This is a genomic window from Streptomyces sp. NPDC049915, from assembly GCF_040656475.1.
In the GTDB taxonomy this organism is placed as follows: domain Bacteria; phylum Actinomycetota; class Actinomycetes; order Streptomycetales; family Streptomycetaceae; genus Streptomyces.
Genome location: NZ_JBFAMH010000003.1, coordinates 1 through 16,115, shown reverse-complemented (window position 1 = coordinate 16,115; position 16,115 = coordinate 1). Strand labels below are relative to the sequence as shown.

At 73.4% G+C, this 16,115-nt stretch carries 15 protein-coding genes and 2 pseudogenes; 6 read left to right on the top strand and 11 right to left on the bottom strand.

Annotated features, from left to right (window positions below; translation table 11 throughout):
- Nucleotides 1-5: 5 nt before the first annotated feature.
- Complete coding sequence (locus tag AB0J12_RS04890) at nt 6-2,456, bottom strand: tetratricopeptide repeat protein (RefSeq protein ID WP_363262778.1); 2,451 nt, start codon at nt 2,454-2,456, stop codon at nt 6-8.
- A 181-nt stretch (nt 2,457-2,637) separates the two neighbouring features.
- Between AB0J12_RS04890 and AB0J12_RS04885 the strand changes: the two genes are divergently transcribed.
- Together AB0J12_RS04885 and AB0J12_RS04880 are read left to right on the top strand one after the other, a co-directional pair.
- The gene (locus AB0J12_RS04885) at nt 2,638-3,093 is read left to right on the top strand and encodes a carboxymuconolactone decarboxylase family protein (protein WP_363262777.1); all 456 of its coding nucleotides are present in this window, start codon (nt 2,638-2,640) and stop codon (nt 3,091-3,093) included.
- Between the two features lie 167 nt (nt 3,094-3,260).
- Nucleotides 3,261-3,656: a DUF1801 domain-containing protein gene (locus AB0J12_RS04880; protein WP_363263204.1), complete on the top strand. Its 396-nt coding sequence runs from the start codon at nt 3,261-3,263 to the stop codon at nt 3,654-3,656.
- Nucleotides 3,657-3,713: 57 nt separating this feature from the next.
- On the opposite strand, the gene AB0J12_RS04875 is transcribed toward AB0J12_RS04880, so the two are convergent.
- From AB0J12_RS04875 to AB0J12_RS04865, 3 genes are all read right to left on the bottom strand, one after another.
- Entirely contained in the window at nt 3,714-4,988 is a 1,275-nt protein-coding gene (locus AB0J12_RS04875) for a hypothetical protein (RefSeq protein WP_363262776.1), read from the bottom strand.
- Between the two features lie 78 nt (nt 4,989-5,066).
- Nucleotides 5,067-5,639, bottom strand: coding sequence for a dihydrofolate reductase family protein (locus tag AB0J12_RS04870; RefSeq protein WP_363262775.1), 573 nt, complete (start codon nt 5,637-5,639; stop codon nt 5,067-5,069).
- Nucleotides 5,640-5,779: 140 nt separating this feature from the next.
- A complete protein-coding gene (locus AB0J12_RS04865; RefSeq protein ID WP_363262773.1) occupies nt 5,780-6,205 on the bottom strand; it encodes an OsmC family protein in 426 nt (141 codons plus the stop codon).
- Between the two features lie 241 nt (nt 6,206-6,446).
- Here AB0J12_RS04865 and AB0J12_RS04860 point away from each other — a divergent pair, with 241 nt between their 5' ends.
- A complete protein-coding gene (locus tag AB0J12_RS04860; RefSeq protein ID WP_363262772.1) occupies nt 6,447-7,367 on the top strand; it encodes an LLM class F420-dependent oxidoreductase in 921 nt (306 codons plus the stop codon).
- Between the two features lie 7 nt (nt 7,368-7,374).
- Here the strand turns inward: AB0J12_RS04860 and AB0J12_RS04855 are convergent, their stop codons facing one another.
- Nucleotides 7,375-7,833, bottom strand: coding sequence for a GNAT family N-acetyltransferase (locus AB0J12_RS04855; RefSeq protein ID WP_363262771.1), 459 nt, complete (start codon nt 7,831-7,833; stop codon nt 7,375-7,377).
- A gap of 57 nt (nt 7,834-7,890) precedes the next feature.
- Between AB0J12_RS04855 and AB0J12_RS04850 the strand changes: the two genes are divergently transcribed.
- Nucleotides 7,891-8,808: an aminoglycoside phosphotransferase family protein gene (locus AB0J12_RS04850; RefSeq protein WP_363262770.1), complete on the top strand. Its 918-nt coding sequence runs from the start codon at nt 7,891-7,893 to the stop codon at nt 8,806-8,808.
- Between the two features lie 109 nt (nt 8,809-8,917).
- On the opposite strand, the pseudogene AB0J12_RS04845 reads toward AB0J12_RS04850, so the two are convergent.
- Nucleotides 8,918-10,370, bottom strand: a pseudogene (locus tag AB0J12_RS04845) (MFS transporter).
- A gap of 179 nt (nt 10,371-10,549) precedes the next feature.
- Between AB0J12_RS04845 and AB0J12_RS04840 the strand changes: the two are divergent.
- A complete protein-coding gene (locus tag AB0J12_RS04840) occupies nt 10,550-11,125 on the top strand; it encodes a hypothetical protein (protein WP_363262768.1) in 576 nt (191 codons plus the stop codon).
- On the opposite strand, the gene AB0J12_RS04835 is transcribed toward AB0J12_RS04840, so the two are convergent.
- The 3 genes from AB0J12_RS04835 to AB0J12_RS04825 all read right to left on the bottom strand — a co-directional run bounded on the left by AB0J12_RS04835 (nt 11,110) and on the right by AB0J12_RS04825 (nt 13,399).
- On the bottom strand, nt 11,110-12,336 hold the full coding sequence (locus AB0J12_RS04835) for a bifunctional class I SAM-dependent methyltransferase/NUDIX hydrolase (RefSeq protein ID WP_363262767.1): 1,227 nt from the start codon (nt 12,334-12,336) through the stop codon (nt 11,110-11,112). The genes AB0J12_RS04840 and AB0J12_RS04835 overlap by 16 nt on opposite strands.
- Nucleotides 12,333-12,596 (bottom strand): hypothetical protein, encoded by a 264-nt coding sequence (locus tag AB0J12_RS04830; RefSeq protein ID WP_363262766.1) that lies wholly within the window; start codon nt 12,594-12,596, stop codon nt 12,333-12,335. Before AB0J12_RS04830 ends, AB0J12_RS04835 begins: the two co-directional genes overlap by 4 nt.
- A gap of 62 nt (nt 12,597-12,658) precedes the next feature.
- Complete coding sequence (locus AB0J12_RS04825; RefSeq protein ID WP_363262765.1) at nt 12,659-13,399, bottom strand: SDR family oxidoreductase; 741 nt, start codon at nt 13,397-13,399, stop codon at nt 12,659-12,661.
- A 175-nt stretch (nt 13,400-13,574) separates the two neighbouring features.
- Between AB0J12_RS04825 and ppk2 the strand changes: the two genes are divergently transcribed.
- Nucleotides 13,575-14,378, top strand: a complete 804-nt coding sequence (gene ppk2 / locus AB0J12_RS04820; RefSeq protein ID WP_363262763.1) for a polyphosphate kinase 2 — start codon at nt 13,575-13,577, stop codon at nt 14,376-14,378.
- A gap of 79 nt (nt 14,379-14,457) precedes the next feature.
- On the opposite strand, the gene AB0J12_RS04815 is transcribed toward ppk2, so the two are convergent.
- Nucleotides 14,458-15,357 (bottom strand): universal stress protein, encoded by a 900-nt coding sequence (locus AB0J12_RS04815; protein ID WP_363262762.1) that lies wholly within the window; start codon nt 15,355-15,357, stop codon nt 14,458-14,460.
- Between the two features lie 179 nt (nt 15,358-15,536).
- A pseudogene (locus tag AB0J12_RS04810) lies at nt 15,537-16,115 on the bottom strand (hypothetical protein); the annotation flags it as partial.

The following is a 16,115-nucleotide window of genomic DNA, read 5'->3' as shown; positions in this document are numbered from 1 at the left end:
CTCCGTCACCCCGCCCGCAGCTCCCGCAGCAGTGTCCGACCCGCCGCGCGGTGTTCCTCGGCCGCTGTCGGGTCGGCCCCGTCGAGCAGAGCCGCTATGCCGTCGTGGGCCAGCGCCTCCTCGTAGCGGTTGCCGAGCCCCGGGGCCAGTTCCAGCGCCTGCCGGTGCAGCCGCAGGGCCTCCTCGGGCAGGCCCGCGCGCCGGCAGGTCTCGGCGTAGCCGTTGAGGAAGTGGATCTTCCAGTGCTCCTCGAACAACTCGTCGAGCAGCGCGAACGCCTCCCGATGGCTGGCCAGCGCCTCCTCGTAGCGGCCCATCCGCCGCAGCGCGACACCCCGGCAGTTCAGGCACCAGGCCTGGTTGTGCAGATGTCCGTCGGCGCGGGCCACCGCGAGCGCCTGCTCCAGGTGTGCGGCCGCCTCGTCGGGCGCCTCCTCCGCGATGGCCACGCCGAGGGTGATGCGGGCGGTCAGGGCGGGCGGCCAGGCCGGGTCGGTGTGCGGGACGGCGAGCACGTCGCGGGCGCGCCGCGCGGCTTCCTCGCGGTGTCCCAGCTGGAGCATCGCCCAGGCCTCCGCCGCGGCGGCGTCGGCGGCGCCGGTCGGGAAACCGGCCTGCTCGTACAACGTCCCGGCCAGCCGGAAGAGTTCGAGCGGTTCCTCGACATCCCCGGCGTCCCAGCTCAAGTAGCCGCGCCGCAGGGCGAGTTCGGCCTCGGTGCGGGGATCGCCGGCCCGGGCCACCAGGGTGCGGGCGGTTTCGTAGGCGTCGGCGGCCTCCGGCAGCCGGCCGGCGTTGTAGCGCGCGAAGCCCAGGTCGCTGTGCGCCTCGGCGAGTTGCAGCGGGTCGCCGAGGCGCTCGGCGGCGGCCAGTGACCGCTCGAAGAGGAAGTTCAGGTGCATGGTGCCGCAGCGGCGGGCGAAGTAGGCGCGCAGGAAGCGCGGCAGCTCGCACACATGAACGTCGGCGCCGACGGCGGCCGCCGTTTCGAAGGCGGCGATCAGGTTGGCGTACTCCGTCACCAGCCAGGCGAAGGCGGCGTTCTTGTCCGCGAACCGGGGCAGGACGGCCGGGGGCGGGCCGGCGGTGGCCGCCCGGCCCGGCGACAGGAACGGCATCGCGGCGTCGGCGGCGGCCGCCGCGTGCACGTAGTACCCGAGCACACGGCCGAGGGCCCGTTCCCGCTCGGCCGCCGAGTCCTGTTCGGCGGCGGCGCGGCGCGCGTGCTGGTGCACCAGGTCGTGCAGCCGGTAACGGCCGGCTGTCGGCTGCTGGACGAGGTGGGCGTCGAGCAGGTCCTCGAGCATCGCCTGCGCGGTGCGCAGCGGCACGTCGGCCAGCGCGGCCGCCAGGTACTCGTCGAAGGACTCGCCGGGCAGCAGGCCCAGCATGCGGAACAGGCGCGCCTGCGCGCGGTCGAGCTGCCGTACGGACATGGCGAACGCGGTGTCGAACTCGCTCGTGCCCCCGGCCATCCGCTCGACGAGGATGCCCACGGTCCAGCCCGGCCGGTGCCGCAGCCGTGCTCCGGCGAGCCGCAGGGCGAGCGGCAGATGGCCGCACAGCCGCAGCACTTCGGCGGCCGACTCGGGGTCGCGGGCGAGGCGCCCGTCGGGGCCGCCCCCGTCGCCGCTGGCGCGGGCGAGCAGTTCGGCGCTCTCCTCGGGGCTGAGCACGCCGAGCGAGAGCGGGGGCACCTCGTCCAGGCCGAGGAGCCGGTTGCGGCTGGTGATCAGCGCGACGGAGTCTCCGGCGCCGGGCAGGAGCGGGCGGACCTGCTCGGCGTCGGCGGCGTTGTCGAGGACCACGACGACCCGGCGGTGGGCGAGTTCGGACCGCCAGCAGGCGGCAAGTTGTTCCAGGCCGTCCTGCGGGACGCGCTCGGAGGGGACGTCGAGGGCGCCGAGCAGCATGCGCAGCGCGGAGTCGGGGTCGAGCGGGGGACGGCCCTCGGTGAAGCCGTGCAGGTCGACATAGAGCTGGGCGTCGGGGAAGTCGGCGGCGAGCCGGTGGGCGGCGTGCACCGCGAGGGAGGTCTTTCCGACGCCCGCCATGCCGTCGACGCAGACCGCGCGGTGGGTGGCGACCGCGTCGAGCAGGGCGGTGAGCTGGTCCTGGCGTCCGGTGAAGTCGGGGACGTCGCGCGGCAGGTCGTTGCGGGGCCGGGGCCGGCCCTGGCGGCTGCTCTTCGGGGGCGCCGGCAGCGGGTTGGAGGTGCGCTCCCACAGGGGGCGCAGGGGGCGCGGGTCGCGTTTGACGAGACGGCACAGCGCGACCACGGCGGGCCAGGGCGGCACGGTCTGTCCGCTGAGGTAGCGCGAGAGGGAGGAGGAGCTGAGGCCGGTGTCGCGGGCGAGGGCCCGCACGCCGAGTCCGGACAGTTCCTGCAGCAGGCGCAGCCGTGCCGCCAGTTCGTCCTGCGGTTCGGCCTGCGCCGCCCGTTCGCGTACCTCCACCGTGTTCCCCCCGCCTTCGCGTCCCGTGGCCGCAGAAGTCTTCCCGGCCAAGTAGCCGCTGGTCAAGGCTGTTTCAGCTGTCCCATGGTGTCCCATCGCCGTGGCCCGGACGCGCGGGCCGGTCTGTGATGGAGTCACGCCCCGACGCCAGCGGGGCACCGAACCGGCGAAGGAGCCCGAGATGCAGCCCCGTATGCAGAACCCCGCCGTCGTCCTGTCCGATGCCATGCAGCCCGTCCAGCAGCTCTTCAAGGCCGTGCACTCCGGTGGTGTGGACGTGCAGATCCTGGAGCTGGTGCATCTGCGGGTCAGCCAGATCAACGGCTGCAGCGCCTGCGTCGACGGCGGCGCCAGGACCGCCCGCAAGGCGGGCCTGAGCGACGAGCGGCTGGCCACGGTCGTGGCCTGGCGGGAGGCGCCGTACTTCTCCGACGAGGAGCGGGCGGCCCTCGCCCTGGCCGAGGCGGCGACGCGCCTGGCCGACCGTCCCGACGCGGTGAGCGACGAGATCTGGGACACGGCCGCCACCTACTTCGACGAGAAGCAGCTGGCCGCGATCGTGCTGATGATCGGCGTCACGAACCTGTTCAACCGGCTCAACGCCACGACCCGGCAGATCGCCGGCACCTGGGGATGACGTCGCTTCGCCGGCCGGGACGGGCCGGCAACTCCCCCCATACCGAGGCCCATCGTGATCCATGTTCCAGGAGGGAACCCGCAGTGAAGGACACCCAGAAGTCTGCGAAGAGCGCCACGGCCGCCGACGAGCCGGCGGAGGGGTTCACGGCGGAGGAGCGGGCCGCGATGAAGGAGCGCGCCAAGGAGGTCAGGGCCTCCGGGCGCCGCGCCTCCAAGGCCGCGAAGGCCGCCGAGGACGAGGCCGCGGTGCTGGCGAAGATCGCCGAGATGCAGGAGTCGGACCGGGTCATGGCCGAGCGGGTGCACGCCGTCGTCAAGGAGAGTGCGCCGCAGCTCGCGCCGAAGCTCTGGTACGGGATGCCCGCGTACGCCCTGGACGGCAAGGTCGTCTGTTTCTTCCAGAGCGCGGAGAAGTTCAAGTCCCGGTACGCGACGTTCGGCTTCAGCGACCAGGCGCACCTCGACGAGGGCAGCATGTGGCCGGCGTCGTACGCCCTGACCGGGCTGAGCGCCGCCGACGAGGCGCGTCTCGCCGAGCTGGTGAAGCGGGCGGTGCACTGACGCGACGACGCCCCGACGGGGTGGCGCGGGCCGCGCCACCCCAGGACGGAACCGTGGTTACGAGCCGTCGGCGTGGACGGCGTAGACGTACCGCTTTCCGGCGTACTCGCTGAGGTTCCAGATCACGGACTCGCTGTAGGCCCAGCCCGTGGTGGCGCTGCTGTGGAAGCTGAGGTCCTCGCAGCCGACGGCCAGGTTGCACACGGCGCTCGCGGTGGAGGCGCCGGAGGTGAAGGTGCGCAGGGATCCCGCGGAGGAGCCGTTGCTGGCCGCGAGGTAGTGCTTGCTGTTCTGGGACACGACGCCCTGGATCTTCTGCTGGGCGACGGTCACGGCCTCGGACGCGGTGGGCGAGGAGATCTGCCGGTTGGTGTAGTCGAGGTTCCAGCGCACCACCTTGGGCGTGGTGGTGGCGACGCCGCTGCCGCTGAAGGTGCCGTCCGTGTAGTCGACGCTGCCGGAGACGGAGTACTCGCTGACCACGAGGGAGTCGGGGCTGCTGGCGCGGTCGAGGCCGATCGCGCTGTAGCGCACGTACTTGCCGGTGTTGTCGTAGGCGGCGGCCTGCGGCAGGACGTACTGGTAGGAGTAGCCGTAGTACTTGCCGTCGGTGTGCAGGCCGCAGACGTCCTTCTCGGCGGTGTCGACCGTGAACATCTTGGTCAGGTCGAAGACCCGCAGCCCCTTGAAGGTGTCGACCATGTAGAGCAGGTCGCCGTACCACATGATGCCGCCGGCGTGCCGGCGGACGGGGTTGAAGGAGTACTCCCCGGAGGACGTCTTGGCCGGCTCGACCAGCAGGACGTGACGGTAGGTGGGTGCGGAGGCGTTGGTGGTGTCGACGAACGAAAGCCGTACGCCCTTGTCGATCGGGTACTCGTCGACGCCGTCACCGTCCGGGTCGGTCTCGAAGTACCAGGAGACCGCGACCACGCGCTTGGAGCCGTTCGACGGGTAGAGGCCGTCGGCGTAGGCGTCGGCGCTGGTGGTGACGCCCTGGGGGATCCAGTAGTCGACGGTCTGGTCGCCGCTCTCCCAGGTGAAGCCGGCCGCGAACGCCTGCACGGTGCCGGGCGCGCTGGTGAGGCGGGTGGCGCTGCGGTTGGTGTCGGCGATGACGGCCGTGGCGTCGACGGTGGGGAGCTTGGTGGCGAGCCCGGCTACGAGGTCGGCGTAGGCGCCGTGGCTGTTGCCGGTCCGGTAGGTGAGCCCGAACTGGCTCGCGTCGATGGTGGCCGCCTGAGCGACGGCCGGGAAGAGCGCGCTGCCCGCGGCGGTGACGAACGGCGCCGCGGCCATGCCCTTGAGAATCGCCCTGCGTGTCATGTCCATGGGGCGGAACCTATGCGCACGTGATCACGTGGCACAACTCCGCCCTCGTCACAGGATGACAGCCGACCCGACGGCCCGTCAGCGGACGACGTCGAAGATCTGCTTCTGCAGCCCGTTGGCGTACGCCTCGTGCTCGACCAGCTTCAGCTTCTGGGCGTCCTTGTCGGTGGCGCTGAACAGGCGCTTGCCGGCACCGAGCAGCAGCGGGAAGACGAGCAGGTGGTAGCGGTCGATCAGGCCGGCGTCCGACAGGCTGTGGTTCAGTTCGGCGCTGCCGTGGACGATGATCGGGCCGCCCTCGGTCTCCTTCAGCGCGGCGACCTCGTCGAGCGAGCGCAGGATCGTGGTCTCACCCCAGTCGGTGACGAGGTCGCCCTCGGTGAGGGTGGTGGAGACGACGTACTTGGGCATCACCTTGTAGTCGGCGAAGTCCGCCATGTCCGGCCACACCGGGCTGAACGCCTGGTAGCTGACCCGGCCCAGCAGCATCGCGGTGGCCTCCTGCTGCTCCTGGCCCTTGAGGGCGTACGCCTCGGGGACGAACTCGACGTCCTTGAAGGTCCAGCCGGCATTGCGGTAGCCGGACTCGCCACCGGGGGCCTCCACGACACCGTCGAGCGAGATGAAGGCGGTGCTGATCAGGGTGCGCATGGTCGTTCCTTCGGGTCGTGTGCTCAGCGGATGCGTGCGGTGCGCGCGCCGCGTTCGCGGAGGCCGTGCGCACCAGCCGTCTTCTTCGACTGCCGATCGCGGGAAAACTCATCGGCCGTCGCGGGGATCCCTTTCCGCAGTCACGCCTCCTCGATCGTCGCGGTGACGGGCGTGCCGGTCTCGACCGTGCGGCTGACCGTGCAGAGCCGGTCGTGGGAGGCCTTGACCGCGCGCGGCAGGATCGCGCGGGCGCGCTCGGCCGCCTCGCCGTCCGGGAAGGCGACGGAGAACGTGACGGCGAGATCGGTCAGGCGGTTGCCCTGCTCGTCGCTGACCTTGTGACCCGTCACGGTGACGGCGAAGCGGTCCGGCTCGGCGTGGCGGGTGGTGGCGACGTCGACGTCGACCGCCGTGCAGCCGCCGATCGCGGCGAGCAGCAGCTCGACCGGGGTGAAGGCGGCGCCCTCGGTGGCGAAGCTGATCGTCCCGCCGCGGGCGTTCGTCGCGGTGAAGTGCCCGGTGCCGGTTCGCTCGACGGTGACGGAGCGCAGGGAGTCTTCGGTCATGACACGGACACTAGTACTCCTGCACACCGGACGAGGCCCGGGACATGGGCGCTTCACCGGGTACGACCGTGCCGGGGGCGTGGGCACGGCGGGCCGCGTCGCGCGAACCGGGCCGCCGCGGCGCGGACATCCATCTACCTGGTACGGCGGCACCATCCGTACGCCCGAGTCGGCCCGGGACGACACACGGAGTTCACGACCGTCACGGAATTCGCTGCGGTGACGGCAAGTTGACGTCGTCATGACTGTAGGAGTGACCATCGACACGCCCGGTGCCGCGCTGACCGTCGACGAGGTGGTGCGGCAGGCTCGCGAGGCACGGGCGTCCGGCGTCAAGAGCGTCTGGTTCGGCCAGACCTTCGGCTACGACTCCCCCACGCTCGCGGCGGTGGTGGGCCGCGAGGTGCCCGACATCCACCTCGGCAGTTCCGCGCTTCCGGTGTTCGGCCGGCATCCGCTGCTCGTCTCCAGCCAGGCGCAGACGGTGCAGGCCGCCACCGGCGGGCGCTACCACCTCGGCCTGGCCCTCGGCACGAAGCTGTTCACGGAGGGGGCCTTCGGGCTGCCCTTCGAACGGCCCGTGGGCCGGCTTCGGGAATTCCTGCTGGCGCTGCGGCAGTTGACCGAGACCGGGCGGGCGGACTTCGAGGGGGAACTGATCACGGCGCGCACGCCGCTGCCCGCGTCCGTGCCGGGTGCCGAGCCCGTCGTACCGCTGCTCGTGGCCGCGATGGGGCCGCAGGCGCTGCGCGTCGCCGGCCGGCTCGCCGACGGGATCCTGCCGTATCTGGCCGGGCCGCGGGCTCTGGAGCAGCACATCGTGCCGGCGCTCACCCGCGCCGCCGAGGAGGCGGGACGGCCCCGCCCGCGGGTCGTCGCGTTCGTGCCGGGTGTCGTCACCGGCGACCCCGACCGGGTCCGCGCCACCGCGCACGAGGCGCTCGGCTTCTACCAGCAGATCCCGTCCTACGCCCGGGTCATCGAGCAGTCCGGCGCCGCACACCCCGTGGACCTCGCGGCCATCGGCGACGACAAGCACCTCGCCGAGACGGTACGCCGTTACCGCGACGCCGGGGCCACGGAGGTCGTCGTCACCGCCAGTGAGCTCGGCGGCCCGGACGACCGGCTGCGCACCTGGGAGGTCGTGGGCGACCTCGCCTGACGTCCTGTCAGGGGCGGACCGGGGTCCGGTCGGGCCTGCGCACCATCCAGACGTCGACGGGGTCCTCGCTCTCCACGGTGAACCCGTGCCGCTCGTAGAGCCGTCGGGCCGCACTGCCTCGCAGCACGTTCAGCCGGACGAGGGCGCCCGCGTGGTCGGTCCGCTCCAGCAACCGTCGCAGCACGGCGGAGCCTATGCCGTGACCGTGCAGATCCGGGGCGAGGAAGAAGTGCTCCAGCCAGTGGGCGTCCTCGGCCGGCCGCAGCGCCACACAGCCGGCCATCGCGCCACCCACCTCGATGACCCAGGTGTGCGCAGGCTCGAACCGGTCGCGCAGGCGTTGCCGCACCCGGTGCTCGTCGTACCGCCCCAGGCGCTCCAGATCCGGCCTCATCGCCGCCTCACGCAGTTCCGCCGCCGCGTCGATGTCCGCCGTCGACGCCGGGCGCAGCACCCAGTCCACCATGATCACCACGCTACCGTGCCGGGTCCTCGTCACCGCCACGCCCTAGGGTGGGCCGGCATGACGCACCTCATGCCGGAGATCACGGCGGACTTGGTACGCAGTCTGCTGCGCGACCAGCACCCCGACCTCGCCGAACACCCCGTGCGGCTCGGCGCGCGCGGCTGGGACAACCAGCTGTGGCGGCTCGGTGACGACCTCGCCGTGCGGATGCCCTGGGCGACGCCGAGAGCGGATGTGCTGCTGCGCAAGGAGCACGCCTGGCTGCCCGCCCTGGCGCCGCACCTTCCGCTGCCGGTCCCGGTCCCGCAGCGGCTCGGCGAGCCCTCCGAGCGGTTCCCCCGGCACTGGATCGTCACCACCTGGGTGCCGGGTACGCCCGCCGACCTCGCCCCCGCCACCCGTGCCGCGGAGGCGGCCCGCACCTTGGCCGGCTTCCTGACGGCGCTGCACCGGCCGGCCCCCGCCGGGGCACCGGCCGGCCATCACCGCGGTGGACCGCTGGCCGACCTGGCCGAGCAGGTCGCCGAGGGCCTGGCCTCGGCCACCGAACTGGGGCTGCTGCCCGACCCGGACGCGGTCCGCGCCGTCTGGGAGGACGCCCTTGCCGCACCCGTCTGGACGGGCCCGGCCCTGTGGCTCCACGGCGACCTGCATCCGGCCAACGTCCTCACCGCGGACGGCACTTTCTGCGGTGTCATCGACTTCGGCGATCTCTGCGCGGGCGATCCGGCCTGCGATCTCGCGGCGGCGTGGATCCTGCTGCCGGACGGCGCCGTGGACCTCTGCCACGACGCCTACCGCCCGGCCCCGGACCCGGCGACCCTGCGCCGTGCCCGCGGCTGGGCCGTGATGCGCGCCCTGGGTGGCGTCCTCATCGGCGAGGCGGGTGTGCGCGGGCGCCCCGGCGGCAAGCCCACCTGGGGGCCACCGGCCCAGGCCGCGCTCCGCCGCCTCACCGCGACGGCCCACCGCTGAGCACGCGCCACGCGGGGGCGGTTGCCGTCCGACAGGTGAACTCCCCTGCGGGGCAAGGGGCTCGGACGCCCGGGAGCACGTACCCCGTCGGACGACGCCCGGGAAGGCGTCATGACGGCGTTCCTTCCAGCCGGTTCTCCCTGGTGGGGGCGGATTGCGGGGCAGGTGTTCCGGCCTGGCGGCGTGGCAGTACGCCGATCGCCACGACCGCCGCGAGCAGGAAAAGCGCGGCGGCGATGGCCAGACCCAGGGCGTAGCCGGCGTTGAGCGCGGCTGGGTCGGTGGCCGTGCCGGTGCGGTGCGCGGCGATGGTGGCCAGGGCGGCCAGGCCGACGCAGCCGCCGAGTTGGCGGGAACTGTTCATGAGGCCGGAGGCCATACCGGCCTCATGGGGGGCGACGCCAGTGGTCGCGGCGGCGACGATCGGGGCGATGACCAGTCCGACGCCGACTCCGGTGATGACGCAGGGGCCGAGTACGTCCGTGAGGAAGCGGCCGTCGGGGCTGATGCAGGCGAACCATGCCAGGCCCGCGGCGGCGAGCAGGGCGCCGGGGACCAGGGAGGCACGGGGGGTGCGTGCCGCGGTGACCCGGGTCGCGACGACGCTGCCCGCGACCAGACTCACGGAGAAGGGCAAGAACGCGGCACCGGTTGCTGCGGCACCCATGCCCAGCACCTGCTGCATGTACAGGGACACGAAGTAGAAGGCCGCGAACTGCCCGGCCGTGGAGAAGAAGACCAGCACGTTGGCGCCGGCGACCCAGCGGCTGCGCAGCAGGCCGAGGCGCAACAGCGGTGCGGGAGACCGGGATTCGGCGTGAACGAAGGCGGCCAGGAGCGTGGCCGCGGCGACGAGCATGGCCCATGTGGCCGGTGAGCCCCACCCTTGGGTGTCGGTGCGCACGACACCGATCACCAGCAGCCCGGCTCCGCCCGTGGCCAGGACGGCACCGAGCACATCCAGCCTCTCGCGCCGGGCGGGACGTGCGTCGACGGGCACGCCTGCGAGAACCAGCGCGAGCGCCGTCGCCACGATGGGCAGATTGATCAGCATCACCCCGCGCCAGCCCGCGTACTGGGTCAGCAGGCCACCCGCCAGCACGCCCAGTGCTCCTCCTGCGGCGTTCACCCCGCTCCACACCCCGAGCGCGCGTACGCGCCGCGGCCCCTCGGGGAACGTGGTGGTGAGCATCGCCAGCGTGGCCGGGGTGGCCGCGGCGGCTCCCAAGCCCTGACCGGCGCGGGCGGCGATCAGCTGCCAGGGCGCCTGGGCCAGCCCGCCCGCCCGCCAGGGAGCACAGCCCGAAGACGGCCAGGCCCACCACAAAGAGCCGGCGCCGGCCGTACAGGTCGCATGCGCGGCCACCCAGCAGCAGAAATCCGCCGAGCGTGAGCGCGTAGACGTGCACGACCCACGCCAGGTCGAGTGGGGCGAACCCCAGCGCGGTGCGGATCGCGGGCAGGGCGACGTTGACCACCGACAGGTCCAGGGCGACGGCGAACTGGGGGACGGCCACGGCTGCCAGCACCATTCCCGGCTGTCCTCGCGTTTTTTTATACATGTAAAAAAAATAGCCGCAGGGGAGCCCCGCTGTCGACACCGGGGGATCGCGGTCGGCCACGGAGATCGGCGGGCGTGGGAGGCGGGAGGTTCGTTCGGCTAGGGACCTGACGATCATGTCTCCGACAAAGAACGGACATCATCCACGTCAAGCGAGCACTCGCGGCCGCCGCCTCCCTGATGGCGCTCGCGGCGACGGCGGGGTGCGGCGGCGGCACCTCCGCCGCTTCGGGCGCCGAGCAGGCCGTGCCCGGGTCGTCCTCGGCCGGCCCGGCCGGGGCGGGCGGCGAGGGTGCGACCGAGCAGGGCTTCGGCGGTGATCTGTCCGAGGCCTCGGACATGGACACGCTCTCCCGCTACATCGACGTGTTCACCTCCTGCAAGGACGTGGTGCCGGGCGCGGAGTACGACGCCGGACACGGCGCCGAGGACACCGCCTGGGGTACGCAGGAGGCGGCGGACCCCTCCTGGGGCATCAAGGAGCGCGCGGTCTGCAAGGACTTCCGGCATCCCATCGCTCTGCTGCTGGTGTCGGACATGCGGAAGTTCCAGACCGCGGCCAAGAAGAACAACGACCTGTCCGCCATCGGCAGGAACTACGCGGTCGTACCCGTCGGCGACGACCAGATCGAGGCCCTGTCGCCGTCCGGACTCGCCTTCCTGACCTGCGACCCGGACTTCTCGCCGCCGAGCGGCCACCGCACGGAGAAGGCGCTCGTCGACGGCTGCGTGCTGAGCGGCTACTTCCCGGCCTGACCGACGGCGTCCGGACCAGGGCGGGGCGGCTCGCCGCCGTGTGGCTGGGCGAAGGGCGTGAAGCGGGCGGGCGGATGGTCGATGGGCAGGTCGGGGCGCCAGGCGGTGAGGATCTGGGCGCTGCACTCGAACAGGCCCGCCGGCAGCGCGTCCAGCGGCCACCAGCCCCAGTCGCCGACGCGCTCGCCCGGCTGGTCGGCGGGCTCGCCGCGCCACCGCGTGACGAGCGCGCCGAACGTGATGCGGACGACGCCGCCGACCTGGTCCAGGAGCATGCCCAGCAGGCGGACGTCGGCAGGGTCCGCGTGCAGGCCGGTCTCCTCGGCCAGTTCGCGCACGACCGTCTCCTCCAGCGACTCGCCCGGCTCCACCGTGCCGCCGGGCAGCTCGACGGTCCCCCGCCGGTGGCGGCCCAGCAGCAGACCGCGCGGTCCCACCAGCACGGCGCCGACCCCGGCCGCCGCGTGCGCGACGGGCGGCTGAGCCGTACGGGGACGGGACGTGATCCGGGCGGGCCTGCGGACCTGGAAGAGCCGGTAGGAGGCCTGGTTGCCGTCCTCGGGCGCGTCCAGCGCGGTGACCTCCTCGACGCGCAGCCCGTGGTGCGCGAGCAGCTCCGTCCACAGCTTCGGGGTGAGCACCCACATGTGTCCGGTCAGTTCACCGCCGCCGGCCAGGCGCAGGATCTCCGGGCGCGGTTTCACCTCCGAAGAGGGCCCGTGTCCGGACGAGTTGGTGTGCAGCACGGTGAAGTACAGCCGCCCACCGGGCTTGAGGGCCGCGGACAGGACGGGCAGCAGTCGGTGCGGGTCGATGAAGTGGATGGCGGACAGGGAGTAGATCACGTCGTACGGCGCCGATGCGCGCAGATGCGCGACGGCGTCGGCCTGGATCAACCGCAGGCCCGGCAGGTCGCCGTAGCGCGCCCGCGCGCGGTCGATCTGGGTCGGTGAGACGTCGACGGCGTCCACGGCGGCGCGGTGGGCGCGGGCCAGGTGGGCGGCGTGCCGCCCCGGACCGCAGCCGAGGTCGAGCACGCGCAGGCCGGTGAGGTCACCGAGAACACCGTCCCCCGGCCCGGTCCCCGACGGTCCCCAGTCGATGCCGTCCACCTCGGGCAGGGGCGTGGCCCGGCCGAGGTGGTGCGCCCCATAGGCGTGCCACATCCCGGCGTTGACCCGCTCGGCATCGGCCGTACCGGGTGCCGTCATCGCGTCACCTCGTCGGACTCGTCGCGGAGCGCGGCCTGCCCGGCGCGCGCTTCGGCGGTGGCCATCGCCTTGCGGGAGTACGGCGTCCAGGCGATCCGTGCGGCGGCCTGCGAGGCTCCCCTGCGCAGCCGGGCGCCGACCGCCTCGTGGACCGTCCCGGGCGCGACACCGGCCGACTCCGCGCCGAAGGCCACGCCGATGCCGGCCCACGAACTGCCGTGCGTCCGGCAGTGCTCGCCGTAGTCCTCGACCAGAGGCATGAGGCAAGTACGCCTTGACGACTTCCAACTGTCAAGGCGCACCTGCCTCTTGCCTTCCCCCGTCAGGTCAGGTTCAGGCCGCCGTCGAGCACGATGACCTCGCCGGTGAGATAGCTGTGGGCGATCACCGATGCCACCAGGTCGGCCACGTCGGCGGGCCGGGCCGGCCGGCCCATGGGTGCGCGCTCCCGCCAGAGTGCGTGGGCGTCGGCCCAGTCCTTCGTCATCGGCGTGTCCACCAGGCCCGGCGCCACCGCGTTGACCCGCACGCCGGGGGCGAGCGCGGCCGCGAGCAGCCGGGTCACGTGGTTCAGCGCGGCCTTGCTCGCCGCGTACGGCACCGACGAGCCCTTGGGGCGCACTCCGGCGTGGCTGGTGATGTTCACGATGCTGCCGCCGCCCGGTGACGCCTGCAGCGCCGGAAGCGCCGCGGTGCACAGCACCCACGGTGCGATCAGATTGACCTCGAGCACCTCCCGCCATTCCTCCGGGGCGGCCGCGGCCAGGTCGTGGTGCGGGACGGGCCGGCTGATGCCGGCGTTGTTCACCAGCACGTCCAGCCGCCCGTACCGGTCGAGGGCCGCCTCCACCAGGCCCCGGGCCTCGTGCTCCACGGCCAGGTCGGCGCGCAGGTATGTCCCGCCGAGCCCGGCCGCCAGTTCCTCCCCCTCCCGTGTGCTGCGCCGTGAGTGCACCACGACCCGCATGCCGTCCGCCGCCAGCCTGCGCGCGACGGCCTCCCCGATCCCCGACGTGGACCCGGTGACCAGGGCGACGGGCCGATCCTCTTGATCCTTGCTCATCCGGCCGATCCTGCCATCGCCGTCGCCCACGGCGCGCACCGCCGGCCGCGCCCCACAGGCGGGTCGCCGGCCGGAGGTTCCGGTGGCCTCCCGCGGGCGCCGGCGCGGCCCGGGTGCCTACACTGCGAGCGTCCACGGCAGCGGGTCCCGGGCAGGGGCCAGGAAGGCGGGCGACATGGCCGGCGGGCAGACGGCGAAGGTGCCGCGCAAGGTCTACGAGCAGGAACTGCTGCGTTTGCAGACGGAGTTGGTGCGGCTGCAGGAGTGGGTGCGGGCGCAGGGCGCCCGGCTGGTGGTCGTCTTCGAGGGCCGGGACGCGGCCGGCAAGGGTGGCACCATCAAACGGGTCACCGAGCATCTCAACCCGCGCGTCGCCCGCATCGCGGCCCTGCCGACGCCGACCGAACGCGAGCGCACCCAGTGGTACTTCCAGCGGTACGTGGCGCAGCTGCCCGCCGCCGGGGAGATCGTCCTGTTCGACCGGTCCTGGTACAACCGCGCCGGTGTGGAGCATGTGATGGGCTTCTGCACCAAGGAGGAGCACCAGCGCTTCCTGCACCAGTGCCCCATCTTCGAGCGGATGCTGGTGGAGGACGGCATCCTGCTGCGCAAGTACTGGTTCTCGGTGAGCGACACCGAGCAGCAGGAGCGGTTCCGCAAGCGGCTGGAGGACCCGCTGCGCCGGTGGAAGCTCTCCCCGATGGATCTGGAGTCCATCACGCACTGGGAGGCGTACTCACGGGCCAAGGACGACATGATGGTGCACACCGACATCCCGGAGGCGCCCTGGTTCGTCGTCGAGAGCGACGACAAGCGGCGGGCCCGGCTGAACATGATCGCCCACCTGCTCGACTCGGTGCCGTACCACGGCGTGCCGGAGCCCTCGATCGAGCTGCCCGAGCGGCCGTCGTCCACCGGGTACGAGCGCCCGCCGCGCGACTTGCAGACCTACGTCCCCGATCACGCGGCCCGCCTGTGACGCGCGGACCATGGTCGAGGGCCGCGGCTCGGGTCCGGGGAGCCGCCCGCCGGGGGTTCGGCGCAGGCCGCGGCGGCGCTCAGGCGTGCGGGACCAGCGCGACGGGGCACCGCACGTGGTGGATCAGCGCGTGCGCGACCGGCCCGGTGCGCGGGGGGCCGGGGGTGCGGCTCCTGCGGATGCCCGCGACCACCAGTCCCGCTCCGCCCGCGGCCCGGACGAGCACATGGGCCGGCCGCCCTTCGTGGAGGTTCTCCCGGACGGCCACCGCCGGATACTTCGTCCGCCAGGGCGCGAGCAGCCGCGTCAGTTCCTCTTCGGCGACCGCCCTGACACGGGCGCGCTGCTCGGTGGCCGCGAGGCCCGGGGAGTACGGCACGTGCCAGGCGTGCACCGCCCGCAGCGGCGCCCGGCGCAGCTCGGCGGCGCGGAAAGCGAAGTCCAGCACTTCGTCGTAGGACCCCTCGACGTCGACGGCGACGGCGACGTCGCGGAACGGGGTGCGGACCGACGGCTGCCCGTCGGCGGCGCGCAGATGCTCGGTCTCCGCGGTCTCGTCGGACCGGACCAGCACGATCGGCCGCTCCATACGGGCCACGGCGGCCATGGCGACCGCCCCGGAGACGAACCCGCTCAGCCCGCTGCTTCCCTGGCTGCCGATGACGAGGAGATCGGCGCCCTGAGCCTCGGCGAGCAGTGCGGGAACGGGCGGCCCGGCGACCTGCTCGGCGGAGACGGCCAGCCCCGGATACCGCCGGCCCAGCTGCGCCAGCGCGGTGTGCAGGACCTGGCGGGCGTGCTGTTGCGGAGCCCGCAGTCCGGGCACGGCGGTCTCGGTGCCGCCCTCGGGCAGGCCCCTTTCCCAGGCGCACACGAGGCGGAGCGGCACGTCTCGCCGCAGGGCCTCCCGGGCCGCCCAGTCCGCCGCCGCGCTGCCCTCCCGTGAATCGTCCACGCCGGCCACGACCGACCTGATCACGGCCCTCACCTCCCTGGTCATCCGGTGCGTGCGCGACGGACAGGCCTGCCTCGGCCCGCCTCGGCGGTCGGCTCGAGCGCAGGGCGCGCCTCTCCGCCCGTCACCAGGGTCCCTCTGTGAGCGACTGCGGGAAAGGCCGGCCGGTCCGGCCGGGTCGTTCCCGCCGCCGTGGTGGAGGACTACCGTCGGGCCTCGGCGTAGGCGCGATGGTGTCCGGCGGGCGTCGTGGCCGCTGGGGTACCGGGCGCCGTGTCCTCGGGGGAAGCCCCGTGGCGTCGGCGCAGGACTTGCAGCAGCGGGCCCAGGGACGCCTCCGGGAACGGGCTGCCCGACGTGGTGGACGTGCCGTACCGGTCGTGCAGCCAGAAGGCCCACTGTGCGGTGGTCGGTGCGACGCGGAACTGGTCGACGAAGGCCCGGTAGGCGTCCGCGAACCGGTCCGCTGCCGCTTCCGGCGTCTCCCCCGGACGCAGCGGCGACTCGGGCTGCACGGGCTCGTCGACCGGGTCGGCGGCGGCCGGCGGCTCGGGCAGCGCGATCCGGAGGTCGGCCGCGCCCCGGCGGACGCGGCGTACCGCCTCGGCCACGGGGACGGCGGGCGCCGGGCCCCCGGCTTCGGCGCGGCCGGCCCCTGCGCCGATCCCGGCCGCGGCGAGGCCTGCCGGGGCGGTCTCCGACAGCGGTACGCCGTAGCGGGCGAGGCGCAGCGGCATCAGGGATTCCACCGGGGCCTTGCGGCGCCAGGCCCGGCCGAAGCG

Excerpts from the sequence above, each read along its gene's own strand:
- AB0J12_RS04850 (WP_363262770.1), top strand. The coding sequence starts at position 7,891 with ATGACGCACCTCATGCCGGAGATCACGGCGGACTTGGTACGCAGTCTG.
- ppk2 (WP_363262763.1), top strand. The coding sequence starts at position 13,575 with ATGGCCGGCGGGCAGACGGCGAAGGTGCCGCGCAAGGTCTACGAGCAG.
- AB0J12_RS04840 (WP_363262768.1), top strand. The coding sequence starts at position 10,550 with ATGGCGCTCGCGGCGACGGCGGGGTGCGGCGGCGGCACCTCCGCCGCT.
- AB0J12_RS04855 (WP_363262771.1), bottom strand. The coding sequence starts at position 7,833 with ATGGTGGACTGGGTGCTGCGCCCGGCGTCGACGGCGGACATCGACGCG.
- AB0J12_RS04875 (WP_363262776.1), bottom strand. The coding sequence starts at position 4,988 with ATGGACATGACACGCAGGGCGATTCTCAAGGGCATGGCCGCGGCGCCG.
- AB0J12_RS04885 (WP_363262777.1), top strand. The coding sequence starts at position 2,638 with ATGCAGCCCCGTATGCAGAACCCCGCCGTCGTCCTGTCCGATGCCATG.
- AB0J12_RS04865 (WP_363262773.1), bottom strand. The coding sequence starts at position 6,205 with ATGACCGAAGACTCCCTGCGCTCCGTCACCGTCGAGCGAACCGGCACC.
- AB0J12_RS04835 (WP_363262767.1), bottom strand. The coding sequence starts at position 12,336 with ATGACGGCACCCGGTACGGCCGATGCCGAGCGGGTCAACGCCGGGATG.
- AB0J12_RS04880 (WP_363263204.1), top strand. The coding sequence starts at position 3,261 with ATGAAGGAGCGCGCCAAGGAGGTCAGGGCCTCCGGGCGCCGCGCCTCC.
- AB0J12_RS04830 (WP_363262766.1), bottom strand. The coding sequence starts at position 12,596 with ATGCCTCTGGTCGAGGACTACGGCGAGCACTGCCGGACGCACGGCAGT.
- AB0J12_RS04860 (WP_363262772.1), top strand. The coding sequence starts at position 6,447 with ATGACTGTAGGAGTGACCATCGACACGCCCGGTGCCGCGCTGACCGTC.
- AB0J12_RS04825 (WP_363262765.1), bottom strand. The coding sequence starts at position 13,399 with ATGAGCAAGGATCAAGAGGATCGGCCCGTCGCCCTGGTCACCGGGTCC.
- AB0J12_RS04870 (WP_363262775.1), bottom strand. The coding sequence starts at position 5,639 with ATGCGCACCCTGATCAGCACCGCCTTCATCTCGCTCGACGGTGTCGTG.